General features: G+C 54.5%; 18 protein-coding genes. All 18 read left to right on the plus strand.

What is annotated here, in order from left to right; genetic code table 11:
- Positions 1 to 23: 23 nt before the first annotated feature.
- The 18 genes from ACVOMB_RS07810 (at position 24) to ACVOMB_RS07895 (ending at position 14,822) form a co-directional block, all read left to right on the plus strand.
- Entirely contained in the window at positions 24 to 1,094 is a 1,071-nt protein-coding gene (locus ACVOMB_RS07810; RefSeq protein ID WP_481530638.1) for an EscU/YscU/HrcU family type III secretion system export apparatus switch protein, read from the plus strand.
- Entirely contained in the window at positions 1,091 to 3,166 is a 2,076-nt protein-coding gene (locus tag ACVOMB_RS07815) for a flagellar biosynthesis protein FlhA (protein ID WP_481530639.1), read from the plus strand. Before ACVOMB_RS07810 ends, ACVOMB_RS07815 begins: the two co-directional genes overlap by 4 nt.
- A gap of 14 nt (positions 3,167 to 3,180) precedes the next feature.
- Entirely contained in the window at positions 3,181 to 3,897 is a 717-nt protein-coding gene (locus ACVOMB_RS07820) for a flagellar hook-basal body protein (protein WP_481530640.1), read from the plus strand.
- A gap of 1 nt (position 3,898) precedes the next feature.
- Positions 3,899 to 4,660, plus strand: coding sequence for a flagellar hook-basal body protein (locus ACVOMB_RS07825; RefSeq protein ID WP_481530641.1), 762 nt, complete (start codon positions 3,899 to 3,901; stop codon positions 4,658 to 4,660).
- A complete protein-coding gene (locus ACVOMB_RS07830; protein ID WP_481530642.1) occupies positions 4,660 to 5,142 on the plus strand; it encodes a flagella basal body P-ring formation protein FlgA in 483 nt (160 codons plus the stop codon). The genes ACVOMB_RS07825 and ACVOMB_RS07830 overlap by 1 nt, the downstream gene beginning before the upstream one ends.
- The gene (locus ACVOMB_RS07835; RefSeq protein ID WP_481530643.1) at positions 5,142 to 5,726 is read left to right on the plus strand and encodes a flagellar basal body L-ring protein FlgH; all 585 of its coding nucleotides are present in this window, start codon (positions 5,142 to 5,144) and stop codon (positions 5,724 to 5,726) included. The genes ACVOMB_RS07830 and ACVOMB_RS07835 overlap by 1 nt, the downstream gene beginning before the upstream one ends.
- A 134-nt stretch (positions 5,727 to 5,860) precedes the next feature.
- Positions 5,861 to 6,991 carry a flagellar basal body P-ring protein FlgI gene (gene flgI, locus ACVOMB_RS07840; protein ID WP_481530657.1) on the plus strand — a complete coding sequence of 377 codons (1,131 nt, stop codon included), beginning with the start codon at positions 5,861 to 5,863 and terminating at the stop codon, positions 6,989 to 6,991.
- Positions 6,992 to 7,002: 11 nt separating this feature from the next.
- A complete protein-coding gene (locus tag ACVOMB_RS07845; RefSeq protein ID WP_481530644.1) occupies positions 7,003 to 7,368 on the plus strand; it encodes a flagellar basal body rod protein FlgB in 366 nt (121 codons plus the stop codon).
- 3 nt (positions 7,369 to 7,371) lie between these two features.
- Positions 7,372 to 7,806: a flagellar basal body rod protein FlgC gene (flgC, locus tag ACVOMB_RS07850; protein ID WP_481530645.1), complete on the plus strand. Its 435-nt coding sequence runs from the start codon at positions 7,372 to 7,374 to the stop codon at positions 7,804 to 7,806.
- Positions 7,803 to 8,105, plus strand: coding sequence for a flagellar hook-basal body complex protein FliE (fliE, locus tag ACVOMB_RS07855; RefSeq protein ID WP_481530646.1), 303 nt, complete (start codon positions 7,803 to 7,805; stop codon positions 8,103 to 8,105). The genes flgC and fliE overlap by 4 nt, the downstream gene beginning before the upstream one ends.
- Positions 8,106 to 9,575, plus strand: a complete 1,470-nt coding sequence (gene fliF, locus ACVOMB_RS07860) for a flagellar basal-body MS-ring/collar protein FliF (RefSeq protein ID WP_481530647.1) — start codon at positions 8,106 to 8,108, stop codon at positions 9,573 to 9,575.
- A complete protein-coding gene (locus ACVOMB_RS07865; protein ID WP_481530648.1) occupies positions 9,562 to 10,092 on the plus strand; it encodes a hypothetical protein in 531 nt (176 codons plus the stop codon). The genes fliF and ACVOMB_RS07865 overlap by 14 nt, the downstream gene beginning before the upstream one ends.
- The gene (locus tag ACVOMB_RS07870; protein ID WP_481530649.1) at positions 10,074 to 10,772 is read left to right on the plus strand and encodes a FliH/SctL family protein; all 699 of its coding nucleotides are present in this window, start codon (positions 10,074 to 10,076) and stop codon (positions 10,770 to 10,772) included. The genes ACVOMB_RS07865 and ACVOMB_RS07870 overlap by 19 nt, the downstream gene beginning before the upstream one ends.
- Entirely contained in the window at positions 10,765 to 12,090 is a 1,326-nt protein-coding gene (locus ACVOMB_RS07875) for a FliI/YscN family ATPase (RefSeq protein ID WP_481530650.1), read from the plus strand. Before ACVOMB_RS07870 ends, ACVOMB_RS07875 begins: the two co-directional genes overlap by 8 nt.
- On the plus strand, positions 12,087 to 12,539 hold the full coding sequence (locus ACVOMB_RS07880; RefSeq protein ID WP_481530651.1) for a hypothetical protein: 453 nt from the start codon (positions 12,087 to 12,089) through the stop codon (positions 12,537 to 12,539). The genes ACVOMB_RS07875 and ACVOMB_RS07880 overlap by 4 nt, the downstream gene beginning before the upstream one ends.
- A gap of 107 nt (positions 12,540 to 12,646) precedes the next feature.
- The gene (locus ACVOMB_RS07885) at positions 12,647 to 13,219 is read left to right on the plus strand and encodes a hypothetical protein (RefSeq protein WP_481530652.1); all 573 of its coding nucleotides are present in this window, start codon (positions 12,647 to 12,649) and stop codon (positions 13,217 to 13,219) included.
- The gene (locus ACVOMB_RS07890) at positions 13,209 to 13,616 is read left to right on the plus strand and encodes a flagellar hook assembly protein FlgD (RefSeq protein WP_481530653.1); all 408 of its coding nucleotides are present in this window, start codon (positions 13,209 to 13,211) and stop codon (positions 13,614 to 13,616) included. The genes ACVOMB_RS07885 and ACVOMB_RS07890 overlap by 11 nt, the downstream gene beginning before the upstream one ends.
- Before the next feature lie 12 nt (positions 13,617 to 13,628).
- Entirely contained in the window at positions 13,629 to 14,822 is a 1,194-nt protein-coding gene (locus tag ACVOMB_RS07895) for a flagellar hook protein FlgE (RefSeq protein ID WP_481530654.1), read from the plus strand.
- Positions 14,823 to 15,166 lie beyond the last annotated feature (344 nt).

The raw sequence follows: 15,166 nt of genomic DNA on the forward strand, positions 1-15,166 counted from the left end.
TATGCGGCATCGCTGGCAACCCAATGAGCGAGACCGACCAGAACAAAACAGAGCAGGCGACCTCCTACAAGCTGGAACAGGCCAAGAAGAAGGGCATGGTTGCCAGAAGCCAGGAGCTAGGAATCGTGGTCTCCCTGGTGTTCGCCTCAGGCTACATTTCGATGCGCGGCGACAATCTGATCTCGGAAATGTATGCCATAAGCGCGCGCGCCTTGGCTGAAGCAGGCGCAATTGGCACCAATGGCCTCGCCCTCACGGCTTGGCTAAGCAGCTTGATGTCTGAAGCAGCCAGTCTGGTAACGCCACTGATTGCCACAGTACTAGTGGGCGCGGTACTGGGCTCGATCGTCCAAACTGGCGTTATCTTCGCCCCTGCCGCATTCAAGGTCGATGTCTCGAAGCTCAGTCCGAGTCAAGGACTCAAGCGAGTCTTCTCAATGCAGCTGCTGCTCGATGCAGGCAAGGCGCTGTTCAAGATGACGATCTATGTCGGTCTCTCCATAGTCTTCATCTGGAAAGTTGCTGCAAGTGTCTCCCACACCGATCTTGCGGTACAGGATGTCATGGGAGCGATGCGGTCCTACGGCATGGATCTGATGATCCTCTTCTTGCTGGCGGCCGGCGTATTCGCCGCAATTGACCAAGTCATCGTTCGACGCATGTTCGCCAGAAAGATGCGCATGAGCAAGCATGAACAAAAACAGGAAGCAAAACAGCTCGAAGGCGACCCACGCATCAAGAGTCGACGAAAGCAATTGCAGCGCGAGCTTTTGAAGCGCGCCAGGAGCATGCGCAACATTCGCGGTGCGGATGTATTGATTACCAATCCGACACACTACGCCGTCGCGTTGCGCTACGAGCCAAGCACCATGTCAGCCCCAACGGTCGTTGCCATGGGAGCGGGTGACTTCGCTGTGCGCCTGAAGAAGCTGGCATTCGTCTACGCAGTTCCCGTGATCGAATCCCGCGCAATCGCCCGCAAGCTTTACTACAACTCGCTCTTGGACCAGGAAGTAAGCGGCGACCTCTATCAGGACACAGCGTCCATCTACCTGAAAATTCGTCGATTGAAAGCAGAGATCTGCTCAGCATGAAAGCGCTTCTGAAGCTCAAAGAAAATTCCGATCTTGCGCTTGTATTCGCCGTTCTCGCAATACTGCTAATTTTATTCATACCTATTCCATCAGCTGCACTCGATCTACTCCTTCTCGTCAACCTTGCATTCGCACTGACGATACTTTTGATGACGTTCTATGTACCGCGGCCTGTGGATTTCTCAACTTTCCCGTCGTTGCTATTGATCGCCACCCTGTATCGACTGTCACTTAACATCGCGGCCACTCGATTGATTCTTTCGGGTGCCGACGCTGGCCAAGTCATTGGGGCTATTGGAAAGTTCGTCGTCGATGACAATTTCATCATCGGCTTGATCGTATTTTTCATTCTGATCGTCGTTCAGTACGTTGTAGTAACCAACGGCGCTCAACGTGTTTCAGAAGTATCCGCGCGATTCGTTCTAGATGCGATGCCCGGTCAGCAGATGAGCATAGACGCCGATCTGAATATGGGCTTGATCGATCAAGACGAGGCTCGCAAGCGGCGAAAGGACTTGGAGAAGGAGGCAGGGTTCTACGGCTCCATGGACGGCGCAAGCAAGTTCGTCAAGGGTGACGCCATCGCGAGCATCATCATCCTGCTCATCAATATTGTTGGTGGCTTGGCCGTGGGCGTGGCGCAGATGGGAATGCCTTGGGGTGAAGCAGCCCGGGTGTTCACACTACTCACCATCGGCGATGGAATCGTTACACAGGTTCCCGCATTGGTGATCTCGGTTGCCACTGGGATAATTGTTACCCGCTCTGCCTCGGATAATCAGCTCAGCCACGAGATCGTTCGGCAGCTGGCGAGCTTCCCCAAGATCCAGTTGATAGTGATAGTCGCGCTGGCAAGTCTTCTGGTGCTACCCGGCATGCCGAAGTGGCCAGTCGTTATCCTGGTCGCGATAGCGGCAATAATCTGGCTGAGCCTGCGGAAGAAAGCCGCTACCGATCCGTCGGAGCACAAGGAGCTACTGCAAGACGCACCCAACGAGGACATCGTCGCACGCGCACCTGTCGCCCCCATTGAAATCACATTCGGCCCCAACTTGGCCGAGGCATGGAAGCCCATGCAACCGGTCCTTTCAGAGCGGATCTCAAGCTTCCGAAAGCGGTTCTCTGAGGAAATGGGAGTCATGATTCCGCCGGTTGTGTTCCGCGATGATCGCCAGATCGCAGCCAACGACTATCGCATCCTGCTGTTTGGCGATTCCTTTGCACAGGCCAACCTGCATCACGACAAGACCTTGGCGATTCATTCAAGCGAAAGAAGCGCCGGGCAGCTATCAGGCATACCGACAAAGGACCCAGCTTTCGGCCTACCCGCAGTCTGGATAACAGCAGAACAGACCGTCCAGGCCAAGACGCTTGGCTATACGCTCGTGGACGCGATTACGGTATTCAGCACACACGTCACCGAGGTAATCAAAGAGCGCGCATCGATACTGCTGCTCCGCACCGAAGTCATCTCTTTGCTGGAAGGAGTACGCACGCGTCAACCTGGACTGGTCGAGGAGCTTGTTCCTGGCCTGACCTCTCTGAGCGACATCCAGCACGTTCTGCAAGGGCTTCTTGATGAGTCTGTATCGATCCGAAACATCGACCTTATCGTCGAAGTTTTGGTAGACAAAGCCAGGCATGAGAAGGATCCCACTAGACTCGCCGAAGCTGTGCGACAAAGGTTGGGACACGCAATCTGTCGCTCCGTTCAGGGCGAGCGGGAGGTTCTGTCGGTTCTGACGCTGGACCCTGTCATCGAAACCCGCATGACACAGAACCTGCAGGATGCCGGTGCCTCCGGCGCATTCATTCTCGACCCGCATCTCTCCGAGGGCTTTCTCGGGAAACTGGTCACTCACGTGGACTCGATGATGCGCAAGAACATCATCCCGGTGCTTCTTTGCAGGCCGGAGATCCGGCGCCCCCTGAAAGTATTCACGCGGCGGATCGCTCCGCGACTCTGCGTTATCTCCATGAACGAGGTACCGCACTCTGTCAGTTTGACCTCATTCGCAATAATCGCCGCTGAGGCTGAGCCACCATCGCCCATGACTAAAGCCGCCAACTGAAGGAATCCGCCTCGATGGACAAACTAATGGTAACGGCGACGGAGCTTATTTCGCGGGAAACTCTGCGTTTGGAAGCCCTAAGTCATAACATTGCCAATACCGCTACGCCTGGATACAAGCGAGTCATCAGCTTTCAGCAAGCGGCCTCAATTTCCGAACCAGGAAAGAATGAAGGGCCTGGCCAAGCTGCAGGTGTCGTGCATGCCACCGATTTCACCAGCGGCAAAATGGTCCGTACCGGAGATCCGCTGGACATAGCGATTGTTGGCCCAGGATTCTTCCAGATCGGCACCGATGACGGCATTGCCTATACCCGTTCCGGGACGTTCCGGCGTGACGCCGCTGGTCGACTGATCGCAGCCACTGGCGGCAACTTGCTGTCTTCGGATGGCCGCGACATCACCGTGACGATTGGAGATTGGTCCATCGAACCGAATGGAACCGTCATTGAGCAAGGAGTTCCCATCGCCAGCATCGGTATCGTCGAGTTCGAATCGACAAACAGCTTGGCGCGCAAAGGGGACAACCTGTTTCTTGCGCCCGCGTTGGAAGCGAAGCCTTCCTCCTCTTCAACTCTAGCTCAAGGCTACAAGGAGATGGCCAACGTCTCCGTGGGAAACGACATGATCCAGATCATGGAGTCCATGAGGCGTATCGAGTCAGGGCAGAAAGTTATTCACGCCTATGACGACATGATCGGAACCGTACTGCAACGCTTGGGAGAAATGTAAAGTGAATGGGATATTCTATATCGGCGCTACAGGCCTGAACGCTCAACAGACCGCCGTCGATGTAACTGCCAACAACATAGCCAATATAAACACGGCTGCGTACAAGCGAGGAACCGTTTCGTTCTCCGAGTTGGTGGCGAAGCCATCCTCCGCCGACGCCGTCCAAGCCAGCACATCGCCTAATGGTGTCGCAGTCAACCCGGCACTACACGTTTTCACCCAAGGAGAACTGCGGCCGACCGGCAATAGCTGGGATATCGCCGTTCGTGGTGAAGGCTTCATAGAGCTATTGGAGCACTCTGGGAAAAGCGTACTTTGGCGCGGAGGCACCTTACATGTTGGCCAAGATGGCTACCTCACGGCACCGAATGGATTGCCGTTGAGCTCCATGATTTCCGTGCCCACTGACGCCACCGCAATCACAGTTCGTAGCGATGGGCGCGTTCTGGCTGAGGTAGGAGGACAGACTGAACTGCAGCACTTGGGCGACATCGAACTGGTGCTGGTAAAAGACGTTTCCAGCCTGCAGTCGCAGGGGGGCGGCATGTATGCAGTTCCTGACGAGCAGCTCAGGCTGACCCCAAGCACACCTGGCGAAGATACTGCGGGGCTACTCGCACAGGGTTTCAGCGAAGCTTCGAATGTACAGCTCTCTGACGAGCTAGTCAGTCTGATGATCTATCAGCGTGCATACGCGGCCAATGCGCGCCTCATCCAGATCGGTGACGAGCTGATGGGGATTGCCAATGGACTGAAGCGCTGATGCGAACCTTAGTCTTGTTGCTTTCTATGTTCGCTCCAATAGCGGACACCTCCGCCACGGGCCTCATGGAAGACTATCCCGTGAAACAAGCCATTGAGCATCCCGGCATAGAGTGCTTGCGCGTTACCAAGCCACTGCAACGCGGTGATGCGCTTACGTTCAGTGATCTGGAACCAATCAGTTGCGGCGTTAACCTTCCACAGCTGAATAACGGCGTGCAATTCGATTCGAAGCTACAACTCGTTCGCGCGGCGCGCGATATTGGTGTTGGCGAGATCCTTCCGTCAATAGCTATCAGGATTCTGGCGAACGCTCGTAGAGGGGAACAGGTAACGGTCGTACAAAGAAGCGGCTCTCTTACTGTAGCAAGAACCGCAACTGTTCTTCGCGACAGCTCCTGCGGTAGCCACGTGCTGGTCGATATGGGCAACGGCGAGACCGTCGCTCTATCGCGACCGTGCAATCATCTGAGCAATAACTGATGCGCGTCCCAGCCAAATGTTTCGTGTTGCTTGCGCTTCTACTCTGCCATGGAGCCACAGCCAGCGCCGACAATCTGTTCAATGGAGCAGACTACCGCCCACTCTTCTCAGACCGCCGCGCCTCCCAACCGGGAGACATCGTTACGGTACTGGTTTATGAAAACTCCAGCGCTCGCAACAGCACCGACACGACAACGTCTACCGGTTTTGGAATTGGAGTCAATGTCAGATCACCGGGCAACACTGAAACTTCGCTGCAAGCCAATCTGCGTGACAACTACAGCGGCCGCGGGCAGGTGCAGCGCAGCGGCAACCTGCTCGCCCAAATCAGTGTGTCGGTAAGCGAACGCTTATCAAATGATGACCTTCTCGTCTCTGGCGAACAGGTTATCGATATCAATGGCGAGACAACCCGAATTCGATTGTCGGGGCGTATCCGACCGGTTGACATTTCCCAGAGCAACACCGTTCTCTCAACCCGCATAGCCGATGCCACGATCGACTACGTGGGCGATGGCCACATCACCGATCGCACGCGTCCGGGGCTTATTCCGCGCGTACTCGCCTGGCTTGGCATCTGGTGATCGACATGAGCACGGCACTAGACAACAAAATGATTCGATCCAACTTTCGAGAACAGCCATATGCGCCGAATTCAGTTCTTTGCCGCACAATCAATGCACGAGCAATGAACCCGAGATGCAGCCCAGCGCGCGTCATGCTTGTACTCCTATCCGCCCTTCTTCTGCCCCCTATCGTAACCACTGCTGTGGCCGCGGACAGCTCGCAGCGGGGCGTATCCAATGTCCGACTCAAGGATCTCGGTCGTTTCCTAGGACGTCGGGACAATATGTTGGTGGGGTATGGAATCGTTACTGGCCTGGCAGGCTCTGGTGATGCACCGCGCAATCAGGCAACACGTCAAGCCATGTCCAACATGTTCTCTCAGTTCGACCTAACGGTGCCACAAGAACAGATCCAGAGCCGAAACGTCGCGATGGTACTCGTAACCGCAACGTTGCCTCCGGGGGCAAACATCGGAGACAAAATTGACGTAAATGTTACCTCGACCGGAGAGGCGCGAAGCCTTGCCGGAGGAACTTTGATACTCAGCCCACTGCGGGGACCTGATCGACGTATCTATGCACTGGCACAGGGGCCTGTGGTGGTAGGCGGCTATCAATTCAACGCCAATGGCAATCAGCGACAAAAAAACCACCCTACCGTTGGAACTGTCTCCGACGGAGGAACTGTCGAGCGCCCAATCCACTCGGAGCTGACTATCGACAATGATCGCCTGACCTTTGTCTTAAAGAACCCTGACTCGACCACCGCAGAGCGAATTGCGGAGCAAATAAATCGTTCCTTCAACAGCAATATGGCGATCTCCCGAGATGCAGAGACCGTAAGTGTACGAGCCCCGGCTGCGCGCGCTGATCTAAACGCATATGTCTCACGTATCGAGCACCTCGCCGTTGTTCCGGACCAATCCTCGCGAGTCGTAATCAATGAGCGCACCGGCACGGTAGTGGCAGGTGGCGACACTCGAATTTCGCCGATCACCATCTCTCATGGATCCATTCGAGTAGCTGTGGATACCGATTTCTCTGCCTCGCAACCAGACATCATCGGCGTCACCGACGGATCGGTACGCAGCCTGATCATAAGCAATAGCGATTTGACGGTGGAGGACGACGATCAGCGCGTTGCCAGAACATTCAAGAACATAACCATTTCGGACTTGGTCAGCGCTCTATCGAAATCACGCGTAAGCACCCGTGATGTTATCTCCATCATTCAATCGATCAAAGCGGCCGGCGCCCTGCACGCCGACGTCGTTGTCCAGTAACGGAATATCCAATGTCATCCGAATTCATAAGAGCGATCACAACCAAAGCACTTGACGGCTTGCACGCTCGCCATCTCGCCACCGCGCAGAATATCGCAAACGCCAGTTCTGAAGGCTACTCGCCACTGCGAGTCGCCTTCGAAGAACAACTGCGCCTAACAGCTCTGCAAAATGATGGAAGTGATCCTTCTGCGGCATCCCGAGAGATCGGCAGGGTGCAGCCCACACACTACTATTTGGCCTACGACTCCAACCAAGGGGTAAAGATAGACCAGGAAATCGCTACGGCGTCAGAGACATCAGCGCGCTATGCCATGCTGATCGGAATGCTCAGTCGCTCGTTGCAGATCGAAAATCTAGCCATAAAGGGAGGCTGATAAGTGGCGAATTCAATTTTCTCTATTTCTCGCTCAGCCTTGGATGTTGAGCGTCAGCGGATGGAAATCATCGCTCAGAATTTGGCAAATATTGGCACAGTTAGCGAGCCCGGCGAAGAACCGTATCGCGCACTACGATTGATATCGGGTCCAAGCAAGCCACGCTTTAGTGAAACACTGGAGCGTCTCAATCCGAGCAGCATGGGCGGCGTCAAACCCTACGCGCTGCAACAAATGGACCTTCCGGCGCGGATGGTGCGTGACCCTTCCCATCCATCAGCCAACAAGGATGGCGATGTTGCCTATCCCACAATCAATCACGCAGCAGAAATGGCATTGATGATGCAAACCCTGCGCACCTATGAGGCCAACACTGTGATGTACAACTCGGCACGTGCGATGTACATGCGCGCACTTGAACTCGGTGGCACGCCGTGAGCGTTGAATCTGTAGGCAATATCAACCTTGCGCCGACATTCATTTCGACTCCAGGAGAGTCAGCTGCTGCCAACACTCAGCTGAACTTCAAAGAAATCCTCCTTGATGGGGCCATGAATGTAGATGCCAATCAGAAAGTTGCCGACCAGGCGGTGCAGGCGTTTGCGATCGGCAGCGACATACCACCACATCAAGTGATGATGGCTCTTGAACAGGCGCGCATGTCTCTACATTTTGCACTCCAGGTCCGCTCACGGCTGGTCGAGGGATACCAGGAACTTATGCGGATGCAGCTCTAAATGGCCACAGGGAAAGCAAGCATCATTCAATCTTTCGCTTCGTGGAGCCGATCAAATTATCGACTAGTTGCTGGAGCAGCGTTCCTGCTTATTTTCGTGGTTGCTTTGATTATTTACCTTTCGCTGCGACCAAAATACGAACCCCTCTTTACTGACCTAAAGGCCGCGGACGCTCGCGCGATCATTGCCGAGCTAGAGAAAGAAAAGATCCCCTATCAGCTCGACGAAGAAGCCGGTCGAATCCTTGTTCCGGATAACAGCAGCCGCGCTACCCGAATTAAGCTCATGAGTGGTGATCTGCGCCTTCAGGACGTTGTCGGCTTGGAACTGTTCAAGGAATCAAGCTTGGGCCTGACCGAGTTCGCCCAGAAGGTGAATTACCAGCGGGCACTCCAAGGGGAGCTATCTAGAACAATCATGTCGCTCGACGAAGTGGACGTTGCGCGCGTGCACCTTACCTTGCCTGAATCATCGATCTTTCGCCGGGATAGGCCGCGGCCGAAAGGTTCAGTCGCGGTATTCATGCGTCGCGACCAGCAACTGAGTGAAGAAACCATCGAAGGCATCCAGCGTTTGGTTGCGGCAGCCATCCCTGAGATGCAGCCGTCCGACGTGACGGTGCTCGATTCCCGCGGTGCTGCAATGGCATCTTCCAAAAGAGAGACAGAAGATAAGAGATTGGCATTGAAGCAGGCCATCGAATCTCACTATCAAGATAAGATCGTGGCTCAGGTCGCGCACCTGATTGGAAGTTCGCCTGTCAATATCGCAGTCGACGCTGACGTCAATTTTGATCAGGTCCAAGTTACGCGCCATTCGGAGTCGCGTCCGCGCTCCTTCAGCGCACCCAGCTTGGCCTCGTTGCCCAGCATTCGGGAAGCAGACGAGAAGGATGTAGTCTCAATCGAACGCCCCCCCCTGCCGACACTTCAAAGTGAACGGAAGAACAATCGTGTTGTAGAGCAAGTAGTTTCCGCGCCGGGATCTATTCGGCGCCTTTCAGTTGGCATAGCTTTGGAAAAAGAGCTTTCGCCGGATGATACCCGACGCTTGACAGAAGTGGTTTCAGCGTCCATCGGTCTGGACCCCAGCCGTGGGGACCGGATATCCATCGTCGCTCGCGTTCCAACTGCGCTTGCGGATGCAGCTTCAGAGAGCTCCGCTCCACCTAGCCTGGTAACTGCTACAAACCCGGCCTCAACAAACCCTGATCCACCTTCTGATAGCCATGCGCTTTCAGAAGCAGCAACAACGTCATCAGGTGCAAGTGGCCATTCCCGCTTCGCGCGCCTGCAAGAGCACGCTTGGCTCGCAATACCGTGCCTGCTTCTGTTAGCTCTGATCGCCATCTTCTTTACCCGCAAATCCACACACAGCGCTCATCCGCCGATGACCGAGGCTGAGCGGCAGGTATTCGTGCAACGACTTAAAAAGCTGATCCAGGACGAGGAACACCATGGCGAAGCATGAATACGACTTACGCAGGGCAATTTCAAAATTTAGCGAATTGTCCTTCAATGATCTCGAGCAGATATGGGGCAGTCTCAACACCGCTGAGCAGCAGCGACTGCGCCCGCTACTAAACGAAAGTCAGGTTCCACTTCCGCTGGCGCCAGGTGAGCCCGATGCTCTTCCACGCAACGCCAGCTCTGCAACGGTTGACGCGAAGGCGGAAGAAGATCAGATGCGAAGGGCAGCGAAACTAGCCAGCGTTGTCGATTCAGTCTCGATAGAGCTGGCTGCAAGAATCTGCTTCGGACTACGTATCACCCATGAACACGCACTACTGGAAGCTCTTACACGCGGAGGTCTAAATAGCTCTTCGATACATGAGGATAGCTGCGGCTTGACGCCGCGCGCCGGCCGGGCACTTGTACAAGCAGCGCTGAGTGCTCCGGCCTCGATGCTTGCGGAACAGACTACGCGGGACGTGGACACCAAGGGCGTTGCAAAGCGCAGCAGAGAAAAGTGGAAGTTCTGGCGATGAGCGGGGTAATCAAGGCACACACGATTTCAGTCGGCTCGGCGCGTCAAAAGATACCCGGCGGCCCTGCCGCCGGCGAGAATTCTGTGACTGAGGAAAGGGTGCTAGCTGAGACCTTAAGGGCGGAAATTGCTTTGCTTCAAACTGATCTCAAGAAATCAAAGCAGTCCGCCGAAGAGCGCGAAATTTCTGGTCATAATCGCGGCCTGCAGCTTGGTGTGGAGCAGGGTAAAAAGAGCGCCGCAGACCAAAGCGTGGCCCGGAACAATCTGCTGCGTGAAGCCATGAATCGGGCACTCGAGCACTTTGAGAACTCGCTTGACCAGCACGTCAGCGATCTCGCTACCAAAATCGCCGCGACAGCACTGAACAATGTCCTCGGCAACATCTCCGGGTATGCAGAGCTTATTGCAGATAGCGCCGCACATCATCTACGTGAAGTCACCCGCGATGCGCTGATACTTATCGAGGTATCAAAAAGAGATTTCCCTGACGAGGATGATCTGGCTCATCAATTGCCTGATCGTCTATGCGTTCCCGCCTGCAAAATACTGGCCAGGCCCGAGCTCGAGAGCGGCACCTGCCTTATCAATCTGACGCTTGGCACAATCGACATCAGCATCCAAGCGCAGCACACAAAGCTCAACAAAGCGTTGGATCGCTTGCAGCGCAGTCATGTCTGATATTCCAATGCACCCTTTCGTCCAAGCCATGCACGACGTGGAGACTGCTACGTATTGTGGAAAAATCACACGAATCATGTCGACCCACCTGGAAGCCGACGGTCCGGGAGTTCCACTCGGTTCACTCTGCGCGGTTACACGAAGCAACCAAGACCCTCTGTTGACGGAAGTTGTAAAGGTCGAAATCGGCCGGGTGACACTAGTCCCCTACGGACCCGTAACATCTATTCGGATAGGTGATTACGTGGAGGCAGTCCGTATCGGGGCCACATTACCCGTAGGAGATGCTTATCTCGGCCGCATCATTGACGCGCTCGGCAATCCACTGGATGGCGGAGCGCCTATCGATGATATGGCGCAGCAGCGGCCACTTGCTGGCATACAAAGCGCCGCCTTAGATCGAGTGTCACCGAAGTATCCACTGGAGACAGGCGTCCGGGTAATCGATAGCCTCCTAACGTTGGGAGTTGGACAACGCGTCGGTATTTTTGCTGGTAGCGGAGTCGGAAAAACCACGCTACTCGGCGGGATGGCGAGTCACGTTTCAGCAGATGTATGCGTACTGTGCCTAGTCGGAGAACGTGGCCGTGAAGCGCAAGATTTTTGGGAAACCGCGCTAACTGAAGAGGCACGCAGTCGCTCGATCATGGTCCTGGCCACATCTGACCAACCGGCCGTGATGCGTGCTCGTAGCGTGCTGGTCGCACTGACCTTGGCAGAGTACTTCAGGTCAAAGAAGCAACACGTCCTACTGCTTTTGGATTCAATGACCCGATATGCCATGGCGATGCGCGAGATGGGCTTGGCCGCCGGCGAACCTCCGACAGTCCGCGCCTACACTCCAAGTGTTTTTGCGGCATTGCCTAAGGTTATTGAACGGTGCGGTGCACTTCGAGATGGCGGCGCCATAACTGCACTGGTAACCGTTCTGGCCGAGAGCGATGACATTGATGATCCCATGTCCGACTCCCTACGTGCGTTGCTCGACGGTCATATAGTCCTGACTCGCGAGCTCGCAGAAATGCGGCATTTCCCGGCAATTGATGTACCCAAGAGCATCAGCAGAGTATTCGGAGTGGTTACCAATAAAGATCAGCGTGATGCCGCCGCAGATGCCATATCGCAGCTCTCATTGCACGATTCCTCAAGGATGCTGATCGAGTCCGGCTTGTATGTTCCCGGCAGTCACCGAGCGCTGGACCGCTCGATCAATCTGCGACCGGCATTGCTTGCCTTCCTTCGGCAAGACTCCAGCGAGTTCACCACCAGAAGCGACAGCATCAAATCATTGCAGCATCTATTGGGCAACCCATCATGACGAAGCGCGCCGATTTCGTCGCTCGCACGACCATCGCTGATCTGTACAAGCTTCGACGCTATTGCGCTGAAACCCAATCCATCTTGCTTAAGTACAAGACGGATTGCGCGGCAGTGGCCCGAGACTCAGCTTTCGTTGCGTTGGAGTCCTCATATAGCCAAAGGCGGCACTTGCTGGCTTCCCGCGATGGATTTTCACCAATTGCGATCATGGATTGGTCTCGTGCCTCCGCGCGCGCAGACACCTCATATAACAGCGCCAAGATTGAATATTCGACTGCCCTGGAGCGCTTTGATGAGCAGCAAATCCTGCTGATTCAACAGAAGAAACTGGCGGAAAGTTCAGAGCGAGAAGCTGCGCGCGCCGGTGCACGCTATCGCCAACGCTTAGACGAGGATCGCTCTGACCTACTGAATGAGCTGCACCAACGCTTGAGAAACCAACTTTGAAAATTCCCTCTCCCCAAACGCAAACAACAAACCACCCAGTGTCGACACCGGACCGAGTCGGGCCAAATGTCGAATTTCAACAAATACTGCGCAAAGCGGAGAGCGGCATGTGGACGACGTCACGCGTTGAAGATAACGCCGCAAGCACCAAACACATAAAGGGCAGCAGCCTTGATCACGCCTCCACCTCGACAACACAGGCGTTGCACGTTCCCGCCTCGGCTTCGCCCGCTCATGAGCTGATGCCAGAAATCTCGAATCGCATCAAGGGGGCACATCATGCCACCGGCATCCGGACATCTACACATGGCCCAGGAAGCGTTCATCCCGGCCCAGAGCAGCTTGCATCCGGTCAACTCTCATTGGCCGCACTTCAAGCGGACCTCCCTTACCGTAGCGCGATTACTAAGGACAAGTCATTTGCATCTGTTGAGCGACTTCACCGCTCAATGCCGTGTGAGCAAAGCCCAATCACTCCCGGTCTGATCACTCTCATGCAGGGCAGCTATGGTCTCTCAGTCTCCGTCCGCCTAAAGGAAAGCGACCCGCGCGCACTAGATGATCTCCAACGTGAGGTATTGCGGACTGTTAAAGCGCACGGCGTGATGCTGGACCGACTCTTCATCAATGGAAACGAAGTTTCGCCCACCACAATCAAGGAGCTAAGCCATGCCAATTAGTCCAATAGGAAATGAGAGCGCCGCGAGCCAGCGAATTGATGCGTCCGGCCTGGATATGCAATCCCTCCTGCAGATCATCCTGACCCAGCTCAAGTACCAAGACCCCCTGAAGCCGGTCGACAATTTCGAGTTCATTTCTCAGTTGGCACAGTTCACCGCGCTGGAACAAACCCGACAGATGACAGACAAGATCGACGACCTGCTCTCCGTGCAATCAGCCACTCAAACCATTGGCTTGCTTGGGCGCACCGTGGATGTACAGACAACTACGAGTTTGCTCAGCGGCGTCGTCAAGAGCATCTCATTCAAAGAGGGCACGCCCAATTTGACTATCGAGACTCCTAGTGGCGAATTCTTGACCAACGCCAATATATCCCAGGTAGTTCAGGTGCGCTAAGGAGTTTTGACAATGCTCGAAAGTATCTATATCGGAATGAGCGGCTTGACCGCCCATTCCAAAGGTCTGCAGACGATCAGTAACAACGTCGCAAACATCAACACATCCGGATTCAAAACTACAACGCCTCGCTTCTCCGATCTTTATTATGGTCAACAATTCTCGAACAACACACTAGGCCATTCCCACACAATGCAGTTTGGTAGTGGGGTGGAATATAGCTATTCTTTCGTCAATTTTGCGCAAGGTGACACGCGCCGGAGCGACGGCCAGCTTGACCTAGCCATTCAAGGAGAGGGCTTCATTCCCCTACTCGATGGCGAACAGGTGAGATATGTCCGTACCGCTCAGTTCATTATTGGCGATGACGGCTATATACAAGACAAGGGTTCGGGTTTACGCCTGGCAACGCTGACGAGCAACGGAAAGTTGGAGCCAATCCAAATTGACGGAAAGAGGATGAGCCCTCCTTCCCCAACGACGAGCATTCAGTTCTCAGACAATCTTTCTGCTAGCGCCAAAGAATTCTCGATTCCCAATGTCGACGTCTACGATAGCAACGGGCAGAAACAAACTCTAAAGATCGTCTTCACACTCGACAACGACATCTTTCCTGGTCGTTGGTCCGTCGCTGTGCATGATTCTGATAATAAAGAAATCAGCAAGAATACCTTGCAGTTCCTCGGCGGAATCCCGGAGCCAGGCATGGACGTTCTGGAGTTCACGTTGGAAGCTTCAAACGCACCAGCCAGCACAATTAAATTGGATTTCTCCAGCGGCGTCACCCATTTTTCAGCAGGAACCAATTCCAGCCTGAGGGTCTCGCAAAGTGATGGTTACACCGCAGGAAGCCTGGCATCCACAACCGTCGACAAAAAGGGCAGCCTGATACTGAACTACTCGAATGGACAGTTGGAGGAAATTGGAAATATAGCCTTGGCAAAGTTCCATGATCCACAACGACTTGTGCAGGAAAGCAATGGGCTTTTCAATGCTTCAAAGTCACTATTCCCAAGCTACACCACCAGCGGCGAGAATGGCGTTGGCACATTGGTATCTGGCTATAGCGAAGCCTCGAACGTTGACCTTTCAACCGAATTTGGACGTCTGATTTTGATACAGCGAGGATTCCAGGCATCTTCCCAAGTGATCAGCACGGCCAATGAAATGATAATGCAACTATTCCAAATGCGGGGCCAAGGATGAGTCCTTCTTACTGCACTTGGCGCCCATTAACATCGGCCGATAGCAAACAACTCACAAGCGTAGTTCGCGATGTATTGGTGCGCTGGCAGTGCGAATGGTTCGCACAGCAGCACGATATCACTATTGCGGTAGAACAGCTGCCGCCAGGCAGCTCCTTCCTGCTTTCCAACGAAAGATGGCACCGGGCCCTTAGGGAAGGTCTGAACAATCAGCTCATACCCTTTGTTATGCAGCGATTGAACTAGCGCAGTCGGCAGCCTGCATCAAATCGGTAACTTTCATGCCTAACTTCGCACAGCAGGACGGCATTTCCTGTCCTGCAGGCGCAATTACCCCATCTGCGG

The sequence above is a fragment of the Stenotrophomonas sp. STEN018 genome, assembly GCF_056760235.1.